Origin of the sequence: uncultured Psychroserpens sp. (genome assembly GCF_947492715.1) — a bacterium.
In the GTDB taxonomy this organism is placed as follows: Bacteria; Bacteroidota; Bacteroidia; order Flavobacteriales; family Flavobacteriaceae; genus Psychroserpens.
Window position 1 is genome coordinate 514498 of record NZ_CANLNS010000001.1, and the last position, 17437, is coordinate 531934.

Below are 17437 nucleotides of genomic sequence, written 5' to 3' on the forward strand. Positions count from 1 at the left end.
TATTTATTGATAAGTATTTCATTATTAGCTATTTAAATTAAATTCAAACAACATGACAACATTTAAATATGAGATTATCGAAGGCACATATCAGTATAGCTCTCAACTTGATAGCTACCTCAATCGATTAGGTAAAAACGGATGGGAATTGGTAAACTGTCAAATTATAAAGGAAAAGTCTGGTTACAGCGAGTTCATTAAAATTGTTGGAGTTATGAAAAAACTTGATGTTTAGAGTAATGTTTTTTACCTTAATAAAAAAAGCCAACTCAAATGAGTTGGCTTTTTTACTATGTACAGGCGGTGAGACTCGAACTCACACACCTCGCGGCACTAGATCCTAAGTCTAGCGTGTCTACCAATTCCACCACGCCTGCAACTTTCCAATAAATATTGGGATGCAAATATAAACAATACTTTCAATATTCAAATAACTTTAATTAGGAAAAAATAGTCTTCATTTTTGTACTTTTGGATGAATTTAAAAAACAGACACAAATGCAACATATTCAATCTTACATTGAAGAACACAAAGATCGGTTTTTAAATGAACTAATTGATCTACTAAAAATCCCATCTGTAAGTGCAGATTCTGCCTATGCAGATGATGTTATAAAAACAGCAGAAGCCGTAAAAACAAGTCTAGAGAAGGCTGGTTGTGATCATGTTGAAATTTGTGAAACTGAAGGGTTTCCTATTGTATATGGTGAAAAAATAATAGATAAAAATTTACCTACGGTTTTAGTATATGGTCACTACGATGTGCAGCCTGCCGACCCTTTAGAATTATGGCACTCTCCACCTTACGAACCTGTTATCAAAAAAACAGATATTCATCCCGATGGTGCTATTTTTGCTCGTGGCGCTTGTGATGACAAAGGCCAAATGTATATGCATGTTAAAGCTATGGAATTCATGACGACAACAAACCAGTTGCCGTGTAATGTGAAATTCATGATAGAAGGTGAGGAAGAAGTTGGTAGTGTTAATCTTTCAAAATTTGTAAAAAACAATCAAGAGAAATTAAAAAATGATGTCATTTTGATTTCCGATACAGGAATGATTGCTCAAGATGTACCATCAATTACAACTGGACTACGTGGTTTGAGTTATGTAGAAGTTGAAGTTACAGGTCCTAATAGAGATTTACATTCTGGTTTATATGGAGGAGCAGTTGCCAATCCAATAAATATGTTAACCAAAATGATTGCCTCCTTGCATGATGAAAATAATCATATTACCATTCCTGGCTTCTATGATAATGTAGAAGAACTTTCAGAAGAAGAAAGAGCAGAAATGGCCAAAGCGCCTTTCTCATTGGAAGCCTATAAAAAGGCCTTAGATATAGATGCTGTTTATGGTGAAAAGGGATATTCTACAAATGAACGCAACTCTATTAGACCAACCTTAGATGTAAATGGTATTTGGGGAGGTTATATTGGAGAAGGTGCAAAAACGGTTATTGCCAGTCAGGCTTTCGCTAAAATATCCATGCGATTAGTACCAAATCAAGACTGGGAAAACATCACGAATCTCTTTAAAGCTCATTTTGAAAATATTGCACCTCATGGCGTAAAGGTAAAGGTAACACCTCATCATGGCGGACAAGGCTATGTAACACCAATTGACAGTATTGGATATCAAGCGGCTTCAAAGGCTTATAACGATACTTTCGGAAAAACGCCTATCCCACAACGTAGTGGCGGAAGCATTCCTATTGTTTCTCTATTTGAACAAGAACTAAAAAGTAAAACCATATTAATGGGCTTTGGTTTAAACAGTGATGCTATTCATTCTCCTAACGAGCATTTTGGTGTTTGGAATTATTTTAAGGGTATTGAAACTATTCCTCTATTTTATAAATATTTTACAGAGTTAAGTCAGTAAAATGCTGTTAACCCAAGAATATAAAGAATATTGGAGTCTTTCGAGTAAACTTGTCTTCAGGCTTATTTTTACTTACTTCTCTCTTTATCTTTTCTTTAGGTTTACGGGTTCTTTTTTTGAGACTCCCTTTAAATATATTGGGAAATCAATACTCGATATCACTTACAATTATCACGTAAATGGTGAAGGTAGTGGTGATAATACTTACGCGTATATCACGCTTTTTATGAATGCTATATTAACTGTATTCATTGTTGTTTTCTGGACTTTTATGGACAGAAAACGAAAAAGCTATAATACTTTGCTCTATTGGTTTCTGGCGCTTTTGAGAATCATACTTATACTTTCAATGTTTCTGTATGGGTCGGTAAAAATTTTTCAGCTTCAGTTTCCGCAACCCAGTTTAATTAGGTTATTAGAACCATTAGGTAATTTTTCTCCAATGGGACTGGCATGGACCTATATGGGATATTCTGAAGGATTTAATATGTTTACGGGATTCATGGAAGTATTAGGAGCTCTTCTCCTTATTCCGCGACGAACACAAACGCTTGGTGCATTCATAATTATGGGAGTCATGACCCATGTTGCCATGATGAACTTTATGTTTGACATTCCTGTTAAACTTCTTTCTTCCCATTTATTAGCTATGGCTACAGTTATTTTCATGACTGATAGCCAACGTTTTGTTAATGTGTTTTTTAAGAATAGAGGTACGACAGTCTTAAATTATTACCATCCAGTTAAGGATAAAACCTACCATAAAGCTATCTTTTGGATAAAGACTATTGTCCTTAGCATCATTATCATAGGTGTAGGTATTTATGGACATGAAGCCGAACAAAAACAAGGTCCTAACCGAGAAAAACCATTTTTATATGGAATTTGGGAAACATCACACTTTATAAAAAACGGAGATACCATTGCTCCATTAATTACAGATCGTAACCGCTGGAAATATATAATTGTAGAGTATAAGGATAAAGTGACCGTTAAAGCCATGAATGACAAAAAGTATCATTATGATTTTGTCGTAGACTCCACATCTCAGCAGATAAAATTATACAGAGGACTTTCAGAGTATGACGACTTTAACTTCACCTATGAGCATTCAAATCCTGATGACCTTAAATTAAAAGGGATCTTTTTAAGAGATACTCTTAAAATCATTTTAAAGCGAAAAGACTTAAATGATTTCAACCTAAAATCTAGAGGGTTTAGATGGATAAATGAAACCCCTTATAATAAATAAAATTACTCTTTTACAATTTTATAAGTTCCTGTTTTATCAGAAGACGACACATTCAAGAAATAAATACCTTGTGGCAGATCTTTAACATTTAACGTGGTTAACGCTTCCGAAGACACTGTATTTAAAACTAGTTTCCCTGACAAATCATATAACTTAATGTTTAAATCTTGAACTCCAAGAGTAGCATCAATATTAAGGTTAGATTTTACTGGGTTGGGAAACACATTAATTTCATCTTCCGAGAAAGCGTCTAATCCAAGTGTATTAAAAGAAAGACATTCACTGCGCTCAGTACAAGCGCCTGAGATCACTTCAACGGCATAATTTCCATTTGATGATGGCGTAAATGATTGATTAGTTTCTCCCGAAATAGGCATATCAGTATCACAGTCATACCATTGATAAGATGCAGATGACTGATTAGATGTTAACATTGTCATTGATTGTGTTACGGTATTGTCTACAGCAACAAGATTGGCTTTAGTTACCATATAACCCGTTACCAATTTCACCATTTCGTGATAATAAGGTATGTCTAGAGTAGCAAGTCTATCTCCAGATGTGTGATAAAAAGGTGTTTCGTCATTTGTTTCCCAAGACTCACCAACCAAAACAGCCGAAAATGCATCATCTGGAAACGTTCCTGCAAACCAAAAACTAGCATGATCACTTGCTGTTGTCCCTGGATTAACCTCAACAACACTAAGATCAAAAGTATAAGTATTCAAAACCGCAACGATATCGTCTTTCATGGCCTCAGAACCTGCTATGTTTCTATAATCAATATCAAATTGATTATCACCTGGTTGTCCAGGGTCATCACCATCATATCCCATCATATCCATGTTTAAAACACCTAAAATATTATCTCCATTGGCAGCCGCCTGATTAGCATAAAATGCAGAACCGCGTAATCCAATTTCTTCCTCATCCCAGAGTGCATAAACAATTGTATTATCAAGGCATTGTTTCGATAAAATTCTTGCTATTTCCAGTACCGCAGCAGTACCAGAAGCATTATCATCTGCACAATAATCATCTACTGTATCATAATGCGCACAAACGATATAGATATTATTTGGATTGGTTTTTCCCAATTGTGTAGCAATAATATTGCGTCCATTAGTATTAAATGATTGATCTGTAATGGTTATATTATCTAAGGCTTCAAATTGTTCTACCAAATAATCGCCTGCAAGACCATTGTTAGCTTGTTGTCTATTTAAAATGGTTACTGTATTACCGTCAACAGTAGTAGTTTGTTCTCCAGTAAACTCACTAAGTGTTTGTGTTAGTCTGGCGATATCAACCTGATTTATAATGTCTTGTATGTTTTGTCCATAAGATAACATGGAACAACAAAACAGGCAGATTAAGGTGGTGTTAATTGCTTTCATTGTGGGCTCTTTTTCTTCTAATTTTTTACCAAATATAGTGGATTTTAACAAAATAAGACCAAAACACATTTGTAAAATCAAATTTTTATTCTACATTTGTAGAGTTAATTCTAAAAATGTAGAGCAATGCAATTATCCAAAACAGAAGAACAACTTATGCAATATCTCTGGAAACTAGAGACCGCTTTTATGAAAGATTTGTTAGAAGCCTATCCTGATCCAAAACCTGCTACCACAACTGTTGCCACTCTTTTAAAACGAATGATTGGTAAAGGTTTTGTCGCTTATAAGCTTTATGGAAAATCGCGGGAATATTACCCTTTAGTTAAAAAGAAAGATTATTTCTCAAAACACGTAAACACTTTAATTAAAACATTTTTTAATGACAGTGCATCCCAGTTCGCTTCGTTTTTCACAAAGGAGACCGATTTAACAAAAGAAGAGCTCGAAGATTTAAAAGCATTAATAGATAATGAAATAAAAAACAAATAGTCATGCTCATTTATCTTTTAAAATTTAGCGTCTGTCTAGCCATTTTTATGGTATTTTATAAGTTGTTTCTAGAACAATTAAGCATTCATGTTTTTAAACGTATCTACCTAATAGGTATCATAATTTGTGCATTAATTATTCCATCGATAACAATTACAGAATATATAGAACCAGTGATTTCAAATGTAGAAATATTTGAATCTACAGTTTCTTTTGATTCTTTGGAAATGCTACCTGTAGAACCAACTATCAACTATACCCCATATATTCTTTGGAGTATTTATATTCTTGGAGTTGTTGTTTTCTTTCTTAAATTTTGTCTTAACCTGCGTAGCATTTTTTCAAGAATTAAAAACAATCCTAAATACAAATCTGAAAACTTCATCAATGTTCTTGTGACTAATTTAATGGTTCCTCATACGTTCTTCAGTTATATCTTCTTGAACAAATACAAATTTGAACATGAAGAAATACCAAATGAAGTTATACTCCATGAGCAAACACATGCAAAACAAAAACATAGCATAGACATCCTCTTTCTTGAATGTTTGCAAATTGTGTTTTGGTTTAATCCACTTATTTATTTTCTAAAGCGTGATGTAAAAATGAATCACGAATTTTTAGCAGATCATGCTGTTTTAAGCAATGGAGTTCAACCATCAACATACCAAAATATCATCCTAGCTTTCTCATCAAAAGCATCAGATCAACACTTGGCAAATGCCATCAATTACTCATCAATTAAAAAACGATTTACAGTTATGAAAACAAAAACATCAAAAACATCCATTTGGTTCAAGAGTCTATTACTTATACCATTATTGGCCCTTTCCTTGTATAGTTTCACTAACAAAGAACAAGTGGTGAGAGCTATTTCTGACGATAGTGGTATCATTTCTGAAGGTGTTACAGATGCTCAAATGAAAGAATATAATGATTTCATTATTCAGTTTAACACAACACATATCATAGACTATTCTAAATACGAAAGAATTGTATCTATTTACAACTTAATGTCTGAAAAGCAACGTAATTCGGTCGAACCATATCCTAAGATTCCTAATGTTGATTTATCAAAAACTAAAGCAAAAACACCAACCAAAACTCAGTTCGAATCGTGGAAAAACAGTAAGGAATTCGCCATTTGGATTGATGGTGTTCACGTTCCAAATGCTAGACTAAATTCATACAATGTACATGACATAGCGCACTATACTGGTAGCTTCGTTCATAAAAATGCAAGAAGCAAAAAATTCCCGCAACCTCATCAATTTAGTTTATATACCAAAAAAGGATTCAAAAACACCTATCAGGAATCTAAAATTAAAGAATACAGAGTACTAACAAAAAAGTATAAGGTGGCCATTGAGACGTTTTTAAAAGGTGATCGTAAGGACATCTCCGAATTAGTACTTTTAAACGAACGTTGCTATAGGCTTTACAAATCATTTACTGACGAAGAGTTAAAGAAACATAAGATTTTACCGCCACCGCCACCGCCTGCGCCAATTAAATTATCGGTTGGTGCTACGCCAGAGCAAGTAGCTGAATATAATAAAATGGCGAAGTTCCTAAATGATAAGAGCATAGAAAACAGGCTTATAAAACTTAAGGATTATAAAAGGTTAGAACGCATTTATAAACTCATGAGTAAAACACAAAGAGCAAATGCAGAACCATTTCCAAAGTTACCACCACCTCCGCCTCGGCCTTCAAAGCCCAAAAACATGGCTAGCTCCTCATTACCATCTTCATTTACTCATAAATTAAATGATTCTTTATCGTACAATTTTACAAGTGTAAATATGACTCAGCAAAACACACCAAAAGGTTTGCCTGAGCAAAGTGAGGCTATAAAAAGGGAGTTAGATTATAGAAAGATGATCATACATGTCGCTGAAAAAACGAACAAAAAATCAATTTATAAAATCGACGGAAAGCCAGTATCTCTTAATAAAATTAATAAATACCTAAGCAATTTCCCAAGAGCTTCCGTTAAGGCTAGAGAAAATTCAAATGGAAGTTTAACTTTGTCCTTCTCTAATTCAGATAGTAAAAAAATGAGTCCGATCGAATTACAATCTGTTTATTCCATCGTATTTAGCAAATATGATTCTAGCAACGAGAACTTGTCAAGACTAACTTCGTATCCAGTAAAATCTAAAACAAATAATGGGCCTAATGCAAATGAATATGATGAGACTCTAAATGAAACTGTAAAAACAGGGTTCAAAAAAATCAATGGAATCCCTCATTATTTTGTATCCATAGATGGGCAAACTAAATATTACAACAGACAAGGGTTTCAAGTTTCAAAAGAAGGTAAAATTCTAAGTTCATCTCAAGTCAATGCTTCTGATGTTATTCCAAATCAATATGTGACCAAAGTATATACTAACGACATTGTTGTTGCAGAATTTAAAGATGACAAACCTAATTTAAAAGGAGAGTTAAATATTCCTCCTCCTCCACCTAAATCACCTCTTGATAATATAATTGACATGGCTAAAAAAGATGCTACCTTTTATCTTGATGATAAAATCATAACTTCTGATAAAGCCATAGAAATTGTTAAACACGGAAACTACAAACATATCCAAACAATAAATGAACGTGATGAAAAGCCTATTCTAAGAATAGAGCAACAACCAATAGTTAATAATAAAGTAGGCCTTCCAAAACCAACAGCTTCGAATATTGTTAATCATATCAAGGTAATGAATAGGCATGGCGCTCGTTTTTATCTCGGTAATAAAGAATTAACCTATAAGGATGCTTTAAGTTATATAAGAAAACATAAAGATGCTATTGTTGACACATCTATGGAGGCAAATGTTGTTAAGATTTCTCCAAAAGATCAAACATTAGAATCGCCGTTAGTATTTGTAATTGCCATGTCTAAAAGAAACGCCAAGTTCTTTTTTGAAGGCGAAGAAATAACATCAAACAAAGCCATTTCTCTTGTTAAAAGAAAAGGTGGTCTTTTAGAAATTAAAAGTAAAAATGTCGATAGCAAACAACCATCTATATATCTTTCTAAAAAAGGAGCCTTGGTTGGGACGCTCGCTACAAATGAATTAGTTGTGTTTGTTAATGGCAAAACTCCAGTAAATGGGCAAATCTCATTATCAAAAGACGAATTCAATAACTTAAAACTAACAATGGAAAAACTTGAAATAAAAAGTTTCAAATTTAAAGTTCCTGGAAAACGAACAGAATCAATTTCTGGAAATACGTTAAATAAAACGTCTAAATCTTATATAAAACCACTACAAAAAGGTAGTGCTGTTCAATTTTTTGATATTAAAAGCAAAAATGGTTTAAAGCTCAAACCAATAGTTGTTACTATTATCGACTGATAAAATCACCCTTAAAAGCCCCATTAATGGGGTTTTTTTCTTATAGGTGTTTTTACGCGGTTTGGATTTCGGGTAAATAGAATCACAAAAATTCATTAGAGAATAGCTAGTTTTCAAAATATAGAAATAGAAAACTCATTCGTTATGAAATCGTCTTATAACCCCAAAGTGAATATCTGTTTATCCTTATTGTTTTTTACATGTTTAACCTTAAATCTTACAATGTGTAAAAAAGCGGACAACTCCGACCAATTTCAAGAAAAAAAAGCTAGTACAAAAACTCAAGATTCAACACAAAAGGAAGAAAAAATATCGGGAATTGTTCCAATTACCTCAATACCAATTAAAGAATTAGATTCCCTTTTTACACTGGCTATGCTGGACGCTCAAAATCCTGAACCAAGCGAAATAAGTCATAACCTCATTAATCTAGAAACAAATAAAAACCTTATAGACTCTATAATTAATGGAGAGCGCTATATTAAAATGGTATCCTGGAAATTAAATCCAGACTGGTATCCAAAAACAGGAAAATTCAACAACGGAAATAGAGTTATTTGGGTTACAGCAGCACCAATTATACAAGACAGCTGCAAAAGTTTTTATAAAAACCACAAAGATCCTAATATGCGCTTAAGACAATTGTTAGGACTACAACCATTCACGCCAGAAACCTTCTTTCTAGAACTATGGGTAAAACCTTCTGACATGTTTAGACCAGGTCCAGACAATGAAATTAATGATAACACTTGTGGTTTAAATCTTCCAAACAATGTAAGTCCAGAATATAGAAAATGGTTTAATACTACAAGAGCCACACAATATAATGACTGCAAGGACACCTTATTTAATCAATATGGTTATCCATGGACACAATTAGGATATACCTACGATTGGAGTCCAGATAATCCAACACATATAGGTTTGTCAGAATTTGTTATTAGAGAACATACCGATATGTTTGTACATGGTGAATATCCCAATCGTGTATATTGTGCTTCCAAATAAATTAAAATTTAAGCAGGGCTATTTATGAAAAACCCTGCTTTTAATGAGTTAATATGAAGCAGATACTGGGATTAATCCTAAATTTAAACATTCAGAAAAGTGCGCATAATTTCCTTCCGTTTCCATACCACATGAATGCACATATTCCAATTCAAAGGTTGGACCAACAGATCCTCCTTCAATAGCTAATAAGTCAGACTTCTGAAGAGGCTTAACACCTTCAAGTTTTAAGATATTCTTTAACATAATTAAAAATTTATGGTTAATAATAATAGTGTTCAGAAAAACATCCAAATGTTACCCAATACACAGCATTAAATACAAAAACTCACCTTAGAATCGTCTTTTCTGTTAAATTATGTAACAAAGCCACAGGTTTTGCGTTCTAATAGACAATCAATCAAAAAACAATCATCATGTTAAAAAAATTCTTCATCATTTGTTCTGGTGCTGATACAGATATTCTAGATAGCTGTGCTATAGGTGAACAAAATAAATATGCTGGCATTGGAGCCACAGTTTTCTTTACCGCAGTAATGGCATTTATTGCTTGTAGTTATGCACTCTATACCGTTTTTGATAATCTAATCACAGCTATTGGTTTTGGTTTTGTATGGGGATTATTAATTTTTAATTTGGATCGTTTTATTGTATCAACCATAAAAAAACGAAACAATATAATGGACGAGATTATCCAAGCGTCTCCTAGATTAATACTAGCCGTTATTATTGCTGTTGTTATTTCTAAACCTTTGGAACTTAAAATTTTTGAAAAAGAAATTAATCAAGTTCTACTGGAACAAAAGAATGAACTTACATTAGCTAATCAGACACAAATTGCTGAGCAGTTTACGCCAAATATCAATGCTCTAGAAAATAATATTACTACACTTCAATCTCAAATAGAAACAAAAGAAGCCGAAGTTAATGCTTTATACGACACTTATATTTCTGAAGCCGAAGGAACTGCAGGAACTCAACTTTTAGGTAAAGGCCCAGTTTATAAAGAAAAACGTGAAAAGCATGATGCGGCACTTGCCGAATTACAGCAGTTAAAAGCAGACAATAAGGCTAAAATTGCCACAACCGAAGCCCAAATTGCACAACTCAAAACAGATTATGACACGCAAGTTACCACAACCCAACCTATCATTGATGGTTTTGATGGTCTAATGGCGCGTGTGAGCGCTCTTGGCGAATTACCTTGGCTGCCATCTCTTTTCATTTTACTTCTGTTTTTAGCAGTTGAAACATCTCCCATATTTGCAAAGCTATTATCGCCTAAAGGTGAGTATGACTATAAGTTAGAAGATGCAGAAACAGCAGTAAAAACATGGGTTGAGCAAAAGGTAGGTGAACGAAAAATTTTATTACAAACAGATCAAACCCTGAATAATAGAATTTACAATGACATTGCAGAAGAAGACGAATTATATACGTATAAGCGTAAAAAAGCTCGTGAGTTAATGCAATTACAAGCCGATGCCTTTTTTAAACATCAGAAAAATGCATTATAATTTTAAGTATATTTAGTTTCTAAATGTACTTACTATGCGAAAATTTATATATGCGTTTCTAACCATTCTCCTATTGTCTTGTCAAACTGAAACAAAACAAGTTGACGTTGCAACACATTCTGAAGATACAAATCAAGCAGATAAAGCTGCTATCAAAGCGGTAATGTCTGCACAAGAAATTGCATGGAACAACCATGATCTTGAAGGTTTTATGGATGGGTACTGGAAAAGTAGTTCTTTAAAATTTTATGGCAGTAGTGGTCTCACCAAAGGCTGGGATAACACGCTTGCAAATTATAAAAAAGGCTACCCTACACCTGCTGAAAGCGGTACATTAAGATTTGTTATTAATGATATATCAAAAATTGAAAATGGCAACTATTGGGTTATGGGAGAATACCACTTAACACGACCTGTCGGAGATGCTAACGGTGTCTTTATGATCATCTTTAAAAAGATAGACGGTCACTGGAAAATTATCGCAGATATGTCTTGCTAATTATGCTGCCTCTTCAGACTTAAAATGATTATATAAGTTGCTGTGTCCTAATCCAATAATTGATAAACGTTTGTTTTTGACCAAAGCTTCATTATGTAATTGGGCGATAGCACTTACCCCATAACGATCTATACTTGTCAAATTTTCTATGCTTACCGTAATGGCATTAGCACGTTCAAAAACGTTTCTGAATTGCTTCTTAAATACATGAATATTGTGTCTATCTAAGGCTCCTTTAACTTTAAAAAAGTTATTCGCGTTTGTAATTTCTAAGTTCATAATAATACGATTTAAGGTTGTTACTCTTATTTGCTATCAATCAATATTATTATGATATAAATATCTAAAATTAAATACGCGTATAACTATATTTTCGATTAAATGTATAATTGGTTGGTTTTAGATTATAAACGGACTTGTTTATTCGATAAACAACACATTATAAATGAATTACATAATACATTCTGAAGGTTTTTGTAGTGTTTTTCCTGATTTATAGCTGTTAAAAACGTCTATAGATGTATTAAATTAGAAAATAATATCAATCAAATAGTCTGTAATATTGGTTACATTTACTTTCTATTTAGAACCACATAAATGAGTCGAAAGATTTTTACATCTCTTCTAATTTTAAAACAAAGAACACTTGTCTTGAGTCTAGTATCTTGCGTCTCTATTTTAAGTTGTACGCAAAAAAAGGAATCCATAAAAAAAGATCCGCTCGAGTTTAGCCATAATATCCTGGATTATCATATTTCACCTAAAGACTCTCTAGATAAATCTGGTCTAATGTTTTCAGACCAAGGCGCTTGGTTCGCATATAGTTTACCTAAAAAAGAATCCCATAAAATTGGCTTTTCTGGGCCATTTTTAATGACACAACAAAATGGTATCTGGAGTAGCCCAAATCTATCAGTTTTTAATTTTACTATTGATAATCATGAGCAACCTCTATTAGATTTTAACGAAGATCTCAAATCACAAAATAGCTATGCCAGTCATTTAGAACAACTCTTCGAAAATAAGAATGTCGTAGTTAAGCAAGACCTCGTCTTTATGTCCGGTCACACGGCATTACAACGCGTCAAAATAACCAACATATCAAATACTCAAATAGTAATAAACACTAATATCAAAGGAAGTCTTTCTGACATCGGAATTAGATTATCCAAAAAGAACAATACTGTTTCTCTACATTCTGAAAAATCTAAAGCTATAGGTCATATTCTGGTTAAAAACAATATTGAGCATATTGATATTCTCGATGAAAATTCTCTTTACAGCATACAACTAAAAACAATAAACCTTCAGCCTAACACCTCAAACGAAATTATTATTTCTCACTCTTTTATATTTCCAGAGTATTCATGGAATAATGAGAAAAACAAAATTCTAAACACCAATTTTGATACGGTCCTAAATTCAAAAAAAGTCGAAAAGAAAGCTCAAATAAAATCTCTCCTTACGAATAGAAGACCACAATTTAAAAAAGAAAAATACGCTAGAGTTTTAGCAAAAGCTCATCTTACATTACAAAATAATTGGAGAATTCCAGCAGGAGCAATTAAACATGAAGGGTTATTCCCGAGTTACCACTACAAATGGTTTAACGGCTTTTGGTCTTGGGATTCATGGAAGCATGCTGTTGGCTTGTCTTATTTCAATCCCGATTTAGCAAAAAAACAAATAAGACTCATGTTTGAGTTTCAAGATGATGATGGTTTTGTTGCCGATTGTGTGTTTAGAGATACCCTCATTGAGAAACACAATTATCGCGACACCAAACCACCTCTTTCGGCCTGGGCAGTTTCTAAAATATTCGAAAAAGATAAGGATCTCTCTTTTATAAAAGTATTATATCCTAAACTGAAAAAGTATCATTATTGGTGGTATCAAAAACGAGATCATGACAATGATGGCTTATGCGAATATGGCTCAACAGATGGAAGTTTAATAGCTGCCAAATGGGAAAGCGGGATGGATAATGCTATACGATTTGATCATTCTGAAATTTTAAAAAATTCAGAAAACGCGTATTCCCTTAACCAAGAAAGCGTCGATTTAAATGCTTATCTCTATGCTGAAAAACATTATTTGGCTCAATTAGCTTCAGCATTAAAGATGCCAGAAGACGCTACACAATTTCAATTAGAAGCCAAACAATTAAGAGGTAAAATTCAGAGCCAATTCTATGATGAGAAAGATGGCTGGTTCTACGATACTAATTTAGAAGGAACTGCATTCATAAAAGGTGAAGGAAGCGAAGGATGGACGATGCTCTGGGCAAATGCAGCCACAAACAAACAAGCCAGTGCTGTAAAAAACAAAATGATGAATCCTAAAAAATTCTTCACTAAAGTTCCATTCCAAACCATGAGTGCCGATCATCAAAAATTTGACCCCCTAAATGGGTATTGGAGAGGTCCTAATTGGTTAGACCAAGCCTATTTTGGCGTTAAAGCTTTGCGAAATTATGGTTTTAATGAGGAAGCCAATAACGCTACCATTCAAATCCTAGAAGGTGCAGAGGGCTTGTTAGATCAAGGACCATCTATAAGAGAAAATTACCATCCATTAACTGGAAAAGGACTGCACGCTCAAAATTTTAGCTGGAGCGCGGCACATATTATTATGTTATTACTTAAAAATTAAATACCTATGAAATTATCTCATGTTTTTTACGCTATTCTTTTTTCAATAACTGTTTTAAGCTGTAAAACCACACAAAATGTGGTTGCTCCAACAGTTGAAAAAGAGCTTTCTAATTTCGAAAAACTGGCAGGAATACCAAATATTGTTAGTATTGAAAAAAAGCAAACTACAAGTCACTTTGATGAAAACTATGAACTTTGGTTTGAGCAACCAATAGATCATAACGATGCTACTAAGGGCACATTCAAACAACGTGTATTTCTCGGCTTTGAAAACGGTAATTTACCTGTCATTGTCGAACTAAGGGGTTATGGCATTGGATCAGAGAGGGCTGGAGAACTCGCAGCTCATTATAAAGCTAACCAACTCACTATAGAACATCGTTATTTTAATAACTCACGCCCTAGTACAATCGATTGGAATACTTTAACTGTTGAAAATGCCGCTAAAGATCAGGCTCGTATTATTAATGCGATTAGAAACGCCCTATATCCTAATTCAAAATTCATCTCCACTGGTATTTCAAAAGGGTGTCAAACTACAATGGCACATCGTAGGTTTTTCCCAAATAATGTTGATGCTAGCGTGTGTTATGTTGGCCCTCTTAATTACAAACGTGAAGACCCTAGAGTATATCAGTTTTTAAAAACGGTAGCAACCAAAGAAGATCGAGACAAAGTGAAAGCATTTCAGAACTTATGTTTTGAAAACCGAGATGCGCTTTTACAACTTATGAAAAATGAAGCACAAAGTAAAAACATGAATTGGGAGTTTGGCGTCGAAAAGGCTTTAGATTATACCATTCTCGAATATTCTTTTGCCTTCTGGCAATGGGGCGTTCCTGTAAGTAGTATTCCTCCTAAAGGGGTTTCCACAGCACAAATATATAAGCATCTCATTGATGTTGTTGGTTATGGCTTTTTTGAAGAAAAAGCTGTTGACGATCTCCAACCCTATTTTTGGGCTGCCTTGACCGAGCAAGGTATCTATGGCTATGAAACAGCACCTTTTAAGGAGTATCTAAATACGGAGGCTATTTATAAATTTGATTGGGCATTTCCAGATGGAGTTTCAAAGCCATATAATTTAAAACCAATGCAAGACATAAAATCTTATTTGGATGAGTCTGCCGAAAAAATACTTTTTATTTATGGAGAATATGATGCATGGAGTGCTACAGCTGTAGAGTTAAGTGATTCGGCAGCAGAAAGAGAACTCTATAAGTTTGTTAAGCCTAAAGGAGATCACAGAACACGAATAAGAAATTTTTCTTCGGAAACAAAACAATCTATTTACGATATTATAGATGCATGGCTACAGCAATAGTCTTGTAATTTTTTCGCTATGGAAAACATTAAACTCATTGATGGTAAGTTTATTGAAAACAATACGGATTTCGTAAATCTAATTGCTGCACTAAAGCATGGATTCTTATCTAAAGATATTATTGTGCCTTTACGTCATCATCATGATTTCCCCAACCCAAAAACGAATTCAGATTCTACAATGTTATTAATGCCTTCTTGGAATCCTAATAAAAACGCTGGTGTTAAAATTGTCACAGTAAGTCCAAAAAACGGACAATATAATTTACCTTCTATCAACGGGGCTTATATTTACCTCGATGCTACGACTGGTGTATTAAAAGCTATACTAAATGCCAAAAGTTTAACGGTAAAACGCACTGCCGCAGCCTCGGCTTTAGCATCTTCATTTTTGTCAAATAAAGACGCGTCTTCTTTACTAATGATTGGAACTGGAGCCCTTTCTACTAATTTAATAAAAGCGCATGCCTCCGTTAGACCTATTTCAGATGTATACGTTTGGGGCCGAAGTTTAAAAAAAGCTCAAGCCGTATGCGATCAGCTAAACAACGAAAAATTCAAAAGCACTCCTATTGAGACTATAGAGGAAAAAATATCTGAAGTCTCAATTATTTCTTGCGCTACGTTATCTAAAACACCTTTAGTTTTTGGAAAATACCTGCGCCCAGGTCAACATATAGATTTGGTTGGTGCTTATAAAAAGGATATGAGGGAAGCAGACAACGAAACAATATCTAAAGCGTCTATTTTTGTTGACACTTTTCAAGGTGGACTCAAAGAAAGCGGAGATATTGTTATCCCAATAAAAGAAGGGGTTATTAACACGTCAGATATTAAAGCCGATCTCTTCCATCTTTGTTCTCAAGCACATTACGGGCGTGAACATTCCAACGACATAACCGTATTTAAATCTGTAGGTCATGCCTTAGAAGACTTAATCGCCGCAAACTATTACTACAATACATATACCAATGCCTAATTCGACTTATCAAAAGATACTAAACAACACACAATTTACGCCACCAGAACATTGGCTAAAAATAAAAACCATCGATATGCATACTGGAGGAGAACCTCTTCGTGTTATTATTGATGGTTTTCCCGAATTAAAAGGGAATTCTGTTTTAGAATACAGGAGGTACTGTCAAGAACATTTCGATTTTTTAAGAACAGCACTCATGTTCGAGCCCAGAGGGCACGCCGATATGTATGGTTGCATATTACTTCCGCCTAATGATAGTGATGGTGATTTTGGTGTCATTTTTTTACATAATGAAGGATATTCTACAATGTGTGGTCATGCCATCATTGCCATCTCAACCTTAGCTATAGAAATGAATTGGATCGATATGAAAGAAGGTGACAATATCTTAAAAATAGATGCGCCATGTGGTAGAATTACCTCGTATGCACATGTAAAAAACGGAAAGGTTGCTGGTGTTCGTTTTCATTGTGTTCCAAGTTTTGTTGTTGGTCTAGACAGAACAGTGAACGTAAAAGGGTTGGGCACCATAACTTACGATCTAGCATATGGTGGTGCGTTCTATGCTTATGTTGATTTAGCAAAAAACACTTTTAATTTTGATTTAAATCCTAGTTCCTATCGTCAACTCATTTCAACAGGAATGGAAATCAAACAGGCTGTTATGACAAACGACAAACACATTGTTCATCCTTTTGAACAGGATCTCAGCTTTTTATATGGTACCATTTTTATTGATAACACTAAACAGAGTTCTGGGAGTGACAGTAAAAATGTTTGCATTTTTGCAGAAGGAGAAGTAGATCGTTGCCCAACAGGATCAGGTGTTTCTGGTCGAATGGCGATTCATTGGGCTCGGAAAGAAATAAATTTCGAAGAACAAATGACAATTGAAAGCATTACAGGCTCAATGTTTAATGGATCCATAGTGTCTGAAGAAAATTATGGCGCTTTTAAAGCCATTATTCCTGAAGTAGAAGGAACAGCGCATATTACCGGAATGCAAACGTTTGTGATTGACCCAAACGACCCAATGAAAGATGGATTCATTCTAAGATAACAGACTT

Annotated in this window: 15 protein-coding genes and 1 tRNA gene; 12 read left to right on the forward strand and 4 right to left on the reverse strand. The window is 34.0% G+C overall.

Going from position 1 to position 17437, the window contains the following annotated elements; all coding sequences use genetic code 11:
• The first annotated feature begins 52 nt into the window (after window positions 1-52).
• Window positions 53-235: a DUF4177 domain-containing protein gene (locus tag Q0787_RS02330; protein WP_298900602.1), complete on the forward strand. Its 183-nt coding sequence runs from the start codon at window positions 53-55 to the stop codon at window positions 233-235.
• 60 nt (window positions 236-295) lie between these two features.
• Here the strand turns inward: Q0787_RS02330 and Q0787_RS02335 are convergent.
• Window positions 296-377 (reverse strand) — tRNA-Leu (locus Q0787_RS02335).
• Between the two features lie 121 nt (window positions 378-498).
• On the opposite strand from Q0787_RS02335, the gene Q0787_RS02340 reads away from it, so the two are divergent.
• Together Q0787_RS02340 and Q0787_RS02345 are read left to right on the forward strand one after the other, a co-directional pair.
• On the forward strand, window positions 499-1887 hold the full coding sequence (locus tag Q0787_RS02340) for a dipeptidase (protein WP_298900604.1): 1389 nt from the start codon (window positions 499-501) through the stop codon (window positions 1885-1887).
• Between the two features lies 1 nt (window position 1888).
• Window positions 1889-3139: a DoxX family protein gene (locus Q0787_RS02345; RefSeq protein ID WP_298900605.1), complete on the forward strand. Its 1251-nt coding sequence runs from the start codon at window positions 1889-1891 to the stop codon at window positions 3137-3139.
• A 2-nt stretch (window positions 3140-3141) separates the two neighbouring features.
• On the opposite strand, the gene Q0787_RS02350 is transcribed toward Q0787_RS02345, so the two are convergent.
• The gene (locus tag Q0787_RS02350) at window positions 3142-4536 is read right to left on the reverse strand and encodes a M28 family peptidase (RefSeq protein ID WP_298900606.1); all 1395 of its coding nucleotides are present in this window, start codon (window positions 4534-4536) and stop codon (window positions 3142-3144) included.
• A gap of 126 nt (window positions 4537-4662) precedes the next feature.
• Between Q0787_RS02350 and Q0787_RS02355 the strand changes: the two genes are divergently transcribed.
• The 3 genes from Q0787_RS02355 (at window position 4663) to Q0787_RS02365 (ending at window position 9395) form a co-directional block, all read left to right on the forward strand.
• Window positions 4663-5028, forward strand: a complete 366-nt coding sequence (locus Q0787_RS02355) for a BlaI/MecI/CopY family transcriptional regulator (RefSeq protein WP_298900607.1) — start codon at window positions 4663-4665, stop codon at window positions 5026-5028.
• Window positions 5029-5030: 2 nt separating this feature from the next.
• The gene (locus Q0787_RS02360) at window positions 5031-8387 is read left to right on the forward strand and encodes a M56 family metallopeptidase (protein WP_298900608.1); all 3357 of its coding nucleotides are present in this window, start codon (window positions 5031-5033) and stop codon (window positions 8385-8387) included.
• A gap of 222 nt (window positions 8388-8609) precedes the next feature.
• Window positions 8610-9395 (forward strand): hypothetical protein, encoded by a 786-nt coding sequence (locus tag Q0787_RS02365; protein WP_298900609.1) that lies wholly within the window; start codon window positions 8610-8612, stop codon window positions 9393-9395.
• A gap of 48 nt (window positions 9396-9443) precedes the next feature.
• Here Q0787_RS02365 and Q0787_RS02370 read toward each other — a convergent pair whose 3' ends face one another.
• Window positions 9444-9641, reverse strand: coding sequence for a hypothetical protein (locus tag Q0787_RS02370; RefSeq protein WP_298900610.1), 198 nt, complete (start codon window positions 9639-9641; stop codon window positions 9444-9446).
• A gap of 170 nt (window positions 9642-9811) precedes the next feature.
• Between Q0787_RS02370 and Q0787_RS02375 the strand changes: the two genes are divergently transcribed.
• Both Q0787_RS02375 and Q0787_RS02380 read left to right on the forward strand, forming a co-directional pair.
• Window positions 9812-10912, forward strand: a complete 1101-nt coding sequence (locus tag Q0787_RS02375; protein ID WP_298900611.1) for a DUF4407 domain-containing protein — start codon at window positions 9812-9814, stop codon at window positions 10910-10912.
• 34 nt (window positions 10913-10946) lie between these two features.
• The gene (locus Q0787_RS02380) at window positions 10947-11411 is read left to right on the forward strand and encodes a DUF4440 domain-containing protein (RefSeq protein WP_298900612.1); all 465 of its coding nucleotides are present in this window, start codon (window positions 10947-10949) and stop codon (window positions 11409-11411) included.
• Here the strand turns inward: Q0787_RS02380 and Q0787_RS02385 are convergent, their stop codons facing one another.
• Window positions 11412-11690 carry an STAS domain-containing protein gene (locus tag Q0787_RS02385; protein ID WP_298900613.1) on the reverse strand — a complete coding sequence of 93 codons (279 nt, stop codon included), beginning with the start codon at window positions 11688-11690 and terminating at the stop codon, window positions 11412-11414.
• Window positions 11691-12008: 318 nt separating this feature from the next.
• Here Q0787_RS02385 and Q0787_RS02390 point away from each other — a divergent pair, with 318 nt between their 5' ends.
• From Q0787_RS02390 to Q0787_RS02405, 4 genes are read left to right on the forward strand one after another with little or no spacing between them, the layout of a single operon-like run.
• Window positions 12009-14063 carry a trehalase family glycosidase gene (locus tag Q0787_RS02390; protein ID WP_298900614.1) on the forward strand — a complete coding sequence of 685 codons (2055 nt, stop codon included), beginning with the start codon at window positions 12009-12011 and terminating at the stop codon, window positions 14061-14063.
• A 6-nt stretch (window positions 14064-14069) separates the two neighbouring features.
• Window positions 14070-15389: a S28 family serine protease gene (locus Q0787_RS02395; RefSeq protein ID WP_298900615.1), complete on the forward strand. Its 1320-nt coding sequence runs from the start codon at window positions 14070-14072 to the stop codon at window positions 15387-15389.
• Window positions 15390-15407: 18 nt separating this feature from the next.
• Complete coding sequence (locus Q0787_RS02400; protein ID WP_298900617.1) at window positions 15408-16367, forward strand: ornithine cyclodeaminase family protein; 960 nt, start codon at window positions 15408-15410, stop codon at window positions 16365-16367.
• The gene (locus tag Q0787_RS02405; RefSeq protein WP_298900618.1) at window positions 16360-17430 is read left to right on the forward strand and encodes a proline racemase family protein; all 1071 of its coding nucleotides are present in this window, start codon (window positions 16360-16362) and stop codon (window positions 17428-17430) included. Before Q0787_RS02400 ends, Q0787_RS02405 begins: the two co-directional genes overlap by 8 nt.
• Window positions 17431-17437 lie beyond the last annotated feature (7 nt).

Excerpts from the sequence above, each read along its gene's own strand:
- Q0787_RS02355 (WP_298900607.1), top strand. The coding sequence starts at position 4,663 with ATGCAATTATCCAAAACAGAAGAACAACTTATGCAATATCTCTGGAAA.
- Q0787_RS02340 (WP_298900604.1), top strand. The coding sequence starts at position 499 with ATGCAACATATTCAATCTTACATTGAAGAACACAAAGATCGGTTTTTA.
- Q0787_RS02330 (WP_298900602.1), top strand. The coding sequence starts at position 53 with ATGACAACATTTAAATATGAGATTATCGAAGGCACATATCAGTATAGC.
- Q0787_RS02380 (WP_298900612.1), top strand. The coding sequence starts at position 10,947 with ATGCGAAAATTTATATATGCGTTTCTAACCATTCTCCTATTGTCTTGT.
- Q0787_RS02375 (WP_298900611.1), top strand. The coding sequence starts at position 9,812 with ATGTTAAAAAAATTCTTCATCATTTGTTCTGGTGCTGATACAGATATT.
- Q0787_RS02390 (WP_298900614.1), top strand. The coding sequence starts at position 12,009 with ATGAGTCGAAAGATTTTTACATCTCTTCTAATTTTAAAACAAAGAACA.
- Q0787_RS02405 (WP_298900618.1), top strand. The coding sequence starts at position 16,360 with ATGCCTAATTCGACTTATCAAAAGATACTAAACAACACACAATTTACG.
- Q0787_RS02400 (WP_298900617.1), top strand. The coding sequence starts at position 15,408 with ATGGAAAACATTAAACTCATTGATGGTAAGTTTATTGAAAACAATACG.
- Q0787_RS02350 (WP_298900606.1), bottom strand. The coding sequence starts at position 4,536 with ATGAAAGCAATTAACACCACCTTAATCTGCCTGTTTTGTTGTTCCATG.
- Q0787_RS02395 (WP_298900615.1), top strand. The coding sequence starts at position 14,070 with ATGAAATTATCTCATGTTTTTTACGCTATTCTTTTTTCAATAACTGTT.
- Q0787_RS02345 (WP_298900605.1), top strand. The coding sequence starts at position 1,889 with ATGCTGTTAACCCAAGAATATAAAGAATATTGGAGTCTTTCGAGTAAA.
- Q0787_RS02370 (WP_298900610.1), bottom strand. The coding sequence starts at position 9,641 with ATGTTAAAGAATATCTTAAAACTTGAAGGTGTTAAGCCTCTTCAGAAG.
- Q0787_RS02365 (WP_298900609.1), top strand. The coding sequence starts at position 8,610 with ATGTGTAAAAAAGCGGACAACTCCGACCAATTTCAAGAAAAAAAAGCT.
- Q0787_RS02360 (WP_298900608.1), top strand. The coding sequence starts at position 5,031 with ATGCTCATTTATCTTTTAAAATTTAGCGTCTGTCTAGCCATTTTTATG.
- Q0787_RS02385 (WP_298900613.1), bottom strand. The coding sequence starts at position 11,690 with ATGAACTTAGAAATTACAAACGCGAATAACTTTTTTAAAGTTAAAGGA.